We start from the raw sequence: 6994 nt of genomic DNA, 5'->3' as shown, positions 1-6994 counted from the left end.
ACGGGAAAGTCGAACGGTTCCACCGCACCCTGACCGACGAATGGGCCTACGCCCGCCCCTACCGGTCAGAACACGAGCGACGAGCCGCCCTCCCGGCATGGCTGCACTGGTATAACCATCACCGCGGCCATACCGCACTCGGAGGCAACCCACCCGCCACCCGCGTTCCCAACCTCACGGGGCAATACAGCTAGGCCTCGGCCATCCGCGCCTGCGCCCCCGCGCGCGCGAGCACGGCGTGCGCCTTCGTCGCCGTCGAGTGGTCCACGCCGGTCACCACGGTCGACGGCACCCCGTCGATCATCGCCTTGGCCGGGGCCGGGCCCAGGCCCGTGAGCGCGCGGATCTCCTTGATCACCAGGATCGGCCGCTTGCCCGGGTCGTCGAGGACCACGGTCCACCGCGCGTCGAGGCGCGACTCGCCCTCGGCGCCGGGGTAGACCACCCAGTGCTCGGACTTCTCATCCTGCTTGTAGCTGCGCTGGGTGATCGTGACCATCAGCGCGACCAGGCCCCCGCCCACCACGAACAGGGCGAGGACCAGCACGTTGATGAGCGAGATGTTCATCGGTCTAACGATAGTTCGTGAACTGCAGGGCGACCTCGAGGTCCTTGCCCTTGAGCAGCGCGATGACCTCCTGCAGGTCGTCCCGCTTCTTGCCGGTGACGCGGAGCTTGTCGCCCTGGACCTGGGGCTTGACGCCCTTGGGGCCCTCGTCGCGGATGATCTTGCCGATCTTCTTCGCGTCCTCGGTCGAGATGCCCTGCTTGAAGGTCACATCGATCTTGGTCTCCTTGCCGGACTGGCGCGGCTCGCCGGCGTCCAGGGCCTTCAGGGAGATCCCGCGCTTGATCAGCTTCTCCTTGAGCACCTCGAGGGCGGCCTTGACGCGGTCCTCGGTCTCGGCTGTGATCAGCGCCGCCTCGTCGCCGGAGCGCTCGACGCTCGCGCCGGTGCCCCGGAAGTCGAACCGGGTGGCCAGCTCCCGCTGGGTCTGGTTGATCGCGTTGTCGAGTTCGGCCAGGTCGATCTCGGAGACGATGTCGAACGAGGCGTCAGCCATGGCAGTCCGGTCCTTCCCTTGCAGGTTCAAAGCGCAGTACGGGGGCGGCGCGAGGGGCGCGACCGCCAAGCTTAGTCCTGCCCCACCGGGCGGGGCGGGCGCATTGCGGACCGGCCGTAGTGAACGCGGTCTCAACTGGGGATAACCCGCTTGCGCGCCCCCGTGGAGGGGAGGCTATTCTTGCTCTCGCTACAAGCCGCGGCAGGTTACCCAAGCGGCCAAAGGGAGCTGACTGTAAATCAGCCGTCATCGACTTCGCAGGTTCGAATCCTGCACCTGCCACCAGTAGCGGAGGCCCCCGATCATCGATCGGGGGCCTTCCTCGTGTCCTACGGGACGGGCTGCGCTCACTCGGCGCGCTTTATCCCGGCACCGTCGTCACGCGGGGGAGCCACGCGGCCGTCTCCCAGCCGCCTTCGGGCCTCGCCTGCGCCCTGAGCTGGCCGCCGACCGCCTCGATGCGTTCTCCGAGACCCAGCAGGCCCATCCCGCCTCCCGAGTCGGCGAGCCTGCCGCGCGCCGCCCGGCCGTCGTCGCGCACCGACACCTCGAGGCCGTTCCCGCTCGCCGCCGCCACGACCACCCGCACCCGGGTCGCCCCGCGGGCGTGCTTGCGCACGTTCGTCAGCGCCTCCCGCACGACCCGGTGCGCCGTCGCCGCGATCTCCGGCGCGACCGCGCTGCCCGCCAGCTCCGGCGAGATGAAGCAGGTCGTGTCGGTGCCCTCGCGGTTGAACCGCTCCACGAGGTCCTCGATCTGCGCGAGGTCGCCGAGTGGGTTCGTGCCCGCGCCGCCGTCGTCGTTGCGGAGCATCTTCACCATGCGCCGCATCGAGGTCAGCGCGGCGAGCCCGGCCTCCTCGATGTCCGCGAACGCCTTCTTCGGGTCGGTGTCCGTCACCTGCGCGGCCTGCGCGAGCACCACCATGCCCGTGACGTGGTGCGCCACGAAGTCGTGCATCTCGCGCGCCAGCTCGAGCCGCTCGGCCTGCCGCACCTCTTCCTGCGTCTCGCGCCGCAGCTTGTCGAGGCTGCGCAGGTACGCGCCGAAGCCGATCATGGTCATCATCGCCAGGAAGATGAGGACCGTGCCGCCCACGAAGGCGGTCTCGAGGTTGTCGGCGAACACCCGGAACCCGATCAGCATCACCGCAGCGCCGTTGGCGAAGGCCACCCACCGGCCCGGAAGCGCGTCCCAGTGCCGCACAGAGAAGAGCATGAGCAGGCCCAGCGCCAGCAGCTCGGCGGTCCCGACCCCGCGCACGCCCTGGTCGTAGAGGAGGTCGAGACCGGTCACCGCGAGCGAGACGATGGACGCGGCCGCGATCCACCGCTTCCGCCCGGGCCGGTACAGGACGTACACGCCGATCACGAAGATCGCGGTCGCGAACTCCAGCCACGAGAACCACGAGATGAACGGCGGCGGCTTGTCCGCGCCGTTCGAGAACATCTCGGCCGCGAGCGACAGCAGCAGGCTGCCGATGATGAAGATCTTGAGGAGCAGCATCATCAGCCGGTTGAACCGGCCGTGCAGCGAACGCGCGGCGGACGTCGAGGTCATGCCACGACGGTAACCGGCTTTCCAGGACCCTCGGCCGAACGGCCGACCCGCTCCGCCCGAAACCGGCCCGCGAGCCGAGGCGGGAGAGCACCGAATCCGGCGAAGCTGGCTCCATGAACGGATTCTTGGAGATCGCACTGGTCCTGAGCTTGGTGCTCACGATCGCATTCCTCATCGCGGGCACGGCGCTGCCCTTCATTTCGCCGGAAAGGAAGGTCCGCCGATGAGGCCCCCGATGCTCACCGCCCGCGCCCTCACCAAGCACTTCGGCACCGCCCCCGCCCTCGACGGCGTGGACTTCGCCGTCGGCCCCGGCGAGTCCGTGGCCGTCACCGGGCCAAGCGGCTCGGGGAAATCGACGCTCCTGCACTGCCTGGCCGGGATCATGCGGCCCGACTCGGGGGAGGTGCGCCTGTTCGACGAGCGCATCGACACCCTCTCCGAGCGCCAGCGCAGCCACCTGCGGCGCACCCGCTTCGCGTTCCTGTTCCAGTTCGGGCAGCTCCTTCCGGAGCTCCCGGCCGACGAGAACGTGGCGCTGCCGCTCATGCTCGGCGGCACCCCCCGGAAAACCGCGCTCGAGCCGGCCCGCGCCGAACTGCGGCGACTCGGCTTGGAGGGCAAGGAGGGACGGCGTCCCGGCGAGCTGTCGGGCGGCGAGGCCCAGCGGGTCGCGCTGGCCCGGGCACTCGTGGTCCGCCCGGCGGTGGTGTTCGCCGACGAGCCGACCGGCGCGCTCGACCGCGCCACCGGCGACCAGGTGATGGGGGTCCTGCTCGACACGGTCAGGGAGCTCGACGCGGCGCTGGTCGTGGTCACGCACGACCCGCGGATCGCCGCGCGCTGCACCAGGACGATCGAACTGCGTGATGGGCGCGTTCCGCGCGGCGACGGGCGCCTGAGCGGGACTCCGCGGACCGGGGACGGCGCGGGGAGCGGTTCCGACGGGTTCGGGGACGAGCCGGTAGCGGTGGGATTGCGGGCCGGGTCGGCGCGGCAGGACGCGATCGGGCTCCCGGTGCGGAGTGGAGAGGGCGCTTCCGGATCGGGCTCGGTCGGGCCGGTTTCGCCTGGGGCGCAGGGCGGCTCGGTGACGAGCCCGGTCGCGTTCGCGGCGGGATCGGTCCCGGCGGGTCCGGTAGGCCGCGGCAGTGACGCGTTCATGCAAGGTCCCGGAGCCGACGCGTCCGGCATGGGCCGGAACGGCGACGCCGTTTCCGGCGCGCCGAAGAGCGGTGGCGCCGTGCGCGGCCCGGCCACCGCCGGGCCGGACTTCGGTCCCGAGTCGGTCGTGGAGGTTTGGCGATGACCGAGCTCGCCTGGCGGCTGACCCGCCTCGGGGGCCGCAGCGCCCTGCTGAGCACCGGCTTGACCGCGCTCGCCGTCGCCGTCGCGACCCTGCTGCTGCAGTTCGCCGTGGCCGGGAACTTCGCGTTCGACGAGCGCGCCGACCGCACCGCGTGGCGCGATCCGGCCGAGACGACCGGCACCGCCGAGGCGGTCATCGCGACGGCCGACGACTTCTTCGGCGCCGACTCGATCAACCGCGTGGACCTCGCGGCACTGGGCGACGACGCGCCGGTGCCGCCCGGCATGGACGCGTTCCCGAAGCCCGGCGAGGTGTGGCTCTCCCCGGCCGCGGCCGATCTCCTCGAAGGCGTCCCGGCATCGGACTTCCTCGCCCGCTACGGCGACGTCAGCGTCGCCGGTGAACTCGGGCCCGAAGCGCTCGCGCACCCGAACGAGCTCGTGGCCGCGGTCGGCCGCGACGCCGCCGACCCGGCGATGACCGCCGAGCGGACCAGCGCGGACGGCGTGTCGCCCAGGGCGATCGACTCGTTCGCGGTCGGCAGCGCCGACACCGTATACGGCTTCTACATGATCCTCATGGTCTTGGCCGCGATCCTCATGGCCGTGCCCGCCGCGGTCTTCGGCGCGGCCGCCGCCCGGCTCACCGTGGCCCGGCGCGATGAACGGCTCGCGACGCTGCGCCTCGTCGGCGCGACTCCAGGCCAGGTCATGCGCCTGACCCTCATCGAAACGACGCTCGCGGCCGTCGCGGGTGCGGTCGCGGGCACGCTCGCGTGGATGGCGGTGACGCCGCTGGTGGCGCTCATCCCGATCGACGGCGGCCGCTGGTACGTCAGCGACCTGTGGGCCGGGGCCCCGTGGATGCTCGCCGTGGCGGTCGCGGTGCCCGTCCTGGTCGCCGCCTCGGCGCTCATCGGGTTGCGCAGTGTCGTGATCAGTCCGCTCGGGGTGGCGCGGCGCGTGAAGACCAAGGGCCTCAAGGCGATCCGCCTGGTCGTGTTCGCTGTGCTCGCGCTGGCGTTCATGATCGGTTCGAACCTGGTGGGCGGCGACATGATCGCCGTTGCGATCCTCATCGGCCTGTTCGCCGGGACGCTCGCGGCGGTGAACCTCGTCGGCCCGTGGATCGTCCAGAAGCTGGGGCGGATCCTGGCGCGCACCGCGAGGGGCCCGGCGCGGCTGCTGGCGGCACGGCGGCTCGCGGACGACCCGAAGGCCGCGTGGCGCGCGGTCGCCGGGGTCGCGATCGCGGGGTTCGTGGCCGGTTCGGTCGCGATGTTCCCGATGCTGCAGGCGGACACGAGCGCGCAGGCTACGGAGTCGATCGCGGCGACGGTCCCTGCCGCCGAGGCCGACGCCCTCGCGGCCGACCTCGGCGACAGGCTCGGCGGCACTGCGGAGGTCGCGGTGGTCGAGTCGAGCGGGTACCTCACTGCTGATGCCGATCGCGCGGTGATCGAGGCGACCACCACGGGCGCGCAGCTCGAGGCGGTGCGCAGCACGATGACCGCGGCGCTGCCGGGCGACCCGCCCGAACGCGAGGTCGATTCGAGCATCATGTCGAACCGGATCGTCGGCTCCGTCCGCACCGGCGTCACCGTGGTCCTCGCGGTCGTGTTCCTGACGGCGGCCGTCTCGGCGGCGATCAGTGCGATCGGCTCGGTCCTCGACCGCCGCCGCACCTACCGTCTCCTGCACCTCGCCGGGACGGAGCAGCAGGTCCTCGACCGGGCCCGCCGTCAGGAGACCCTGCTGCCGCTGGGTGTCATCGGCGGCGCCTCGATCCTGACGGGCATGGTCCTCACTTCGCCGGTCATCGGCGCCATGGGCTTCGACGCGAGCGGCGCGCTCATCCTCGGCGCCACGGTGGCCGCCGGTGTCGTCGCGGTGATCGCCGCCGGGGCCCTGTCGCGGCCGCTGCTGCGCTCGGTGATGCAGGACGTGAGTCCGCGACCCGAGGGGGAGATGCTCCGGGGCCGCCACGCTGGGGGTGTGGCGGCCCCGGTTCACGGCCCGGCCCACTGGCGGCTTCCGGTTTTCAAGTGTGATAGTTAGGGAAACCTAAGTAGCTCGTGCTGAAAGTGCCGGACGGCTCGCAGGCGCCGTCGGTGGGGAGCACGGGCCATGTACCGGAGGAGCCGATATGGCTGAAGGCCGAGCACGCCGGACCCCCAGGGTCACCAGCGCCGAGGTGCTGCGCACCGAGCGGATCACGCCGCACATGATCCGCGTCGTGCTCGGCGGCGAGGGCCTCGCTGAGTTCGATTGCGGCGATTACACCGACCACTACCTGAAACTCCAGTTCCCCGTCCCGGGCGTCACCTACCCCGACCCGTTCGACCTGGCCCGCATCCGCGAGGAGCTCCCGCGCGAGCAGTGGCCGGTCACCCGCACGTACACCGTGCGCAAATGGGACAAGGCCGCCCGCGAACTCTCGATCGACTTCGTCTACCACGGCGACGAGGGCATCGCCGGTCCCTGGGCCGCGAACGTCCAGCCCGGCGAGCTCGTGCGCTTCGCCGGACCCGGCGGCGCCTACGCTCCCGCCAGCGACGCCGACTGGCACCTCCTCGCGGGCGACGAGAGCGCCCTCCCGGCGATCTCGGTCGCCGTCGAACGCCTCAACCCGGGCGCGCGCGCCCACGTCTTCCTCGAAGTCGAAGGGCCCGAAGAGGAGCAGCAGTTCAAGTCCGCCGCCGACCTCCACGTCACCTGGATCCACCGCGGTGACGCCCGCATCGGCGAACGCCTCGTCGAGGCCGTGCGCGGCTTCGACTTCCCGGCCGGCGACGTGCAGGCCTTCGTCCACGGCGAGGCCGCTTTCGTCCGCGACCTGCGCCGCCTCCTCCGCTTCGAGCACGAGGTCCCGAAGGAGCGCCTGTCGGTCTCCGGCTACTGGCGCCTCGGCCTGAACGAGGACGGCTGGCAGTCCAGCAAGATGGAGTGGCGCAAGGTCGACGACGAGGACGAGGCCAAAGCCGCAGGGCAGTAAGCGAACACGAGGGGCGGGGGGGGGGGGGCCCCGGGGCCCCCCCCAGCGGGTGGGGCGGGTGGGGGG

General features: G+C 71.8%; 7 protein-coding genes and 1 tRNA gene. 5 read left to right on the top strand and 3 right to left on the bottom strand.

Features of this window, described 5'->3' with window-relative positions; genetic code table 11:
* On the top strand, positions 1-194 hold a 194-nt coding region (locus tag O1R50_RS23505; RefSeq protein ID WP_270110841.1), incomplete at its 5' end, for an integrase core domain-containing protein.
* Here O1R50_RS23505 and O1R50_RS23500 read toward each other — a convergent pair.
* The gene (locus O1R50_RS23500; protein ID WP_270112689.1) at positions 191-568 is read right to left on the bottom strand and encodes a ribosomal protein L7/L12; all 378 of its coding nucleotides are present in this window, start codon (positions 566-568) and stop codon (positions 191-193) included. The two genes, O1R50_RS23505 and O1R50_RS23500, sit on opposite strands and share 4 nt — an antisense overlap.
* A gap of 4 nt (positions 569-572) precedes the next feature.
* Positions 573-1064, bottom strand: a complete 492-nt coding sequence (locus tag O1R50_RS23495) for a YajQ family cyclic di-GMP-binding protein (protein WP_205325926.1) — start codon at positions 1062-1064, stop codon at positions 573-575.
* Positions 1065-1264: 200 nt separating this feature from the next.
* Here O1R50_RS23495 and O1R50_RS23490 point away from each other — a divergent pair.
* Positions 1265-1349 (top strand) — tRNA-Tyr (locus O1R50_RS23490).
* A 76-nt stretch (positions 1350-1425) separates the two neighbouring features.
* Here the strand turns inward: O1R50_RS23490 and O1R50_RS23485 are convergent.
* Positions 1426-2625: a sensor histidine kinase gene (locus O1R50_RS23485; protein ID WP_270112688.1), complete on the bottom strand. Its 1200-nt coding sequence runs from the start codon at positions 2623-2625 to the stop codon at positions 1426-1428.
* 223 nt (positions 2626-2848) lie between these two features.
* On the opposite strand from O1R50_RS23485, the gene O1R50_RS23480 reads away from it, so the two are divergent.
* The 3 genes from O1R50_RS23480 to O1R50_RS23470 all read left to right on the top strand — a co-directional run bounded on the left by O1R50_RS23480 (position 2849) and on the right by O1R50_RS23470 (position 6928).
* A complete protein-coding gene (locus O1R50_RS23480) occupies positions 2849-3934 on the top strand; it encodes an ABC transporter ATP-binding protein (RefSeq protein WP_270112687.1) in 1086 nt (361 codons plus the stop codon).
* Entirely contained in the window at positions 3931-5991 is a 2061-nt protein-coding gene (locus O1R50_RS23475; protein WP_270112686.1) for an FtsX-like permease family protein, read from the top strand. The genes O1R50_RS23480 and O1R50_RS23475 overlap by 4 nt, the downstream gene beginning before the upstream one ends.
* A gap of 88 nt (positions 5992-6079) precedes the next feature.
* Positions 6080-6928, top strand: coding sequence for a siderophore-interacting protein (locus O1R50_RS23470; protein ID WP_270112685.1), 849 nt, complete (start codon positions 6080-6082; stop codon positions 6926-6928).
* The last annotated feature ends 66 nt before the right edge of the window (positions 6929-6994 follow it).

This window comes from Glycomyces luteolus (assembly GCF_027622875.1).
Classification (GTDB): Bacteria; Actinomycetota; Actinomycetes; order Mycobacteriales; family Micromonosporaceae; genus Glycomyces; species Glycomyces luteolus.
Note: the sequence above shows the minus strand (reverse complement) of the source record. Positions and strands in the feature narration are given on the sequence as shown.

Coding starts and splice junctions, on each gene's coding strand:
- O1R50_RS23480 (WP_270112687.1), top strand. CDS start 2,849: ATGAGGCCCCCGATGCTCACCGCCCGCGCCCTCACCAAGCACTTCGGC.
- O1R50_RS23485 (WP_270112688.1), bottom strand. CDS start 2,625: ATGACCTCGACGTCCGCCGCGCGTTCGCTGCACGGCCGGTTCAACCGG.
- O1R50_RS23475 (WP_270112686.1), top strand. CDS start 3,931: ATGACCGAGCTCGCCTGGCGGCTGACCCGCCTCGGGGGCCGCAGCGCC.
- O1R50_RS23470 (WP_270112685.1), top strand. CDS start 6,080: ATGGCTGAAGGCCGAGCACGCCGGACCCCCAGGGTCACCAGCGCCGAG.
- O1R50_RS23495 (WP_205325926.1), bottom strand. CDS start 1,064: ATGGCTGACGCCTCGTTCGACATCGTCTCCGAGATCGACCTGGCCGAA.
- O1R50_RS23500 (WP_270112689.1), bottom strand. CDS start 568: ATGAACATCTCGCTCATCAACGTGCTGGTCCTCGCCCTGTTCGTGGTG.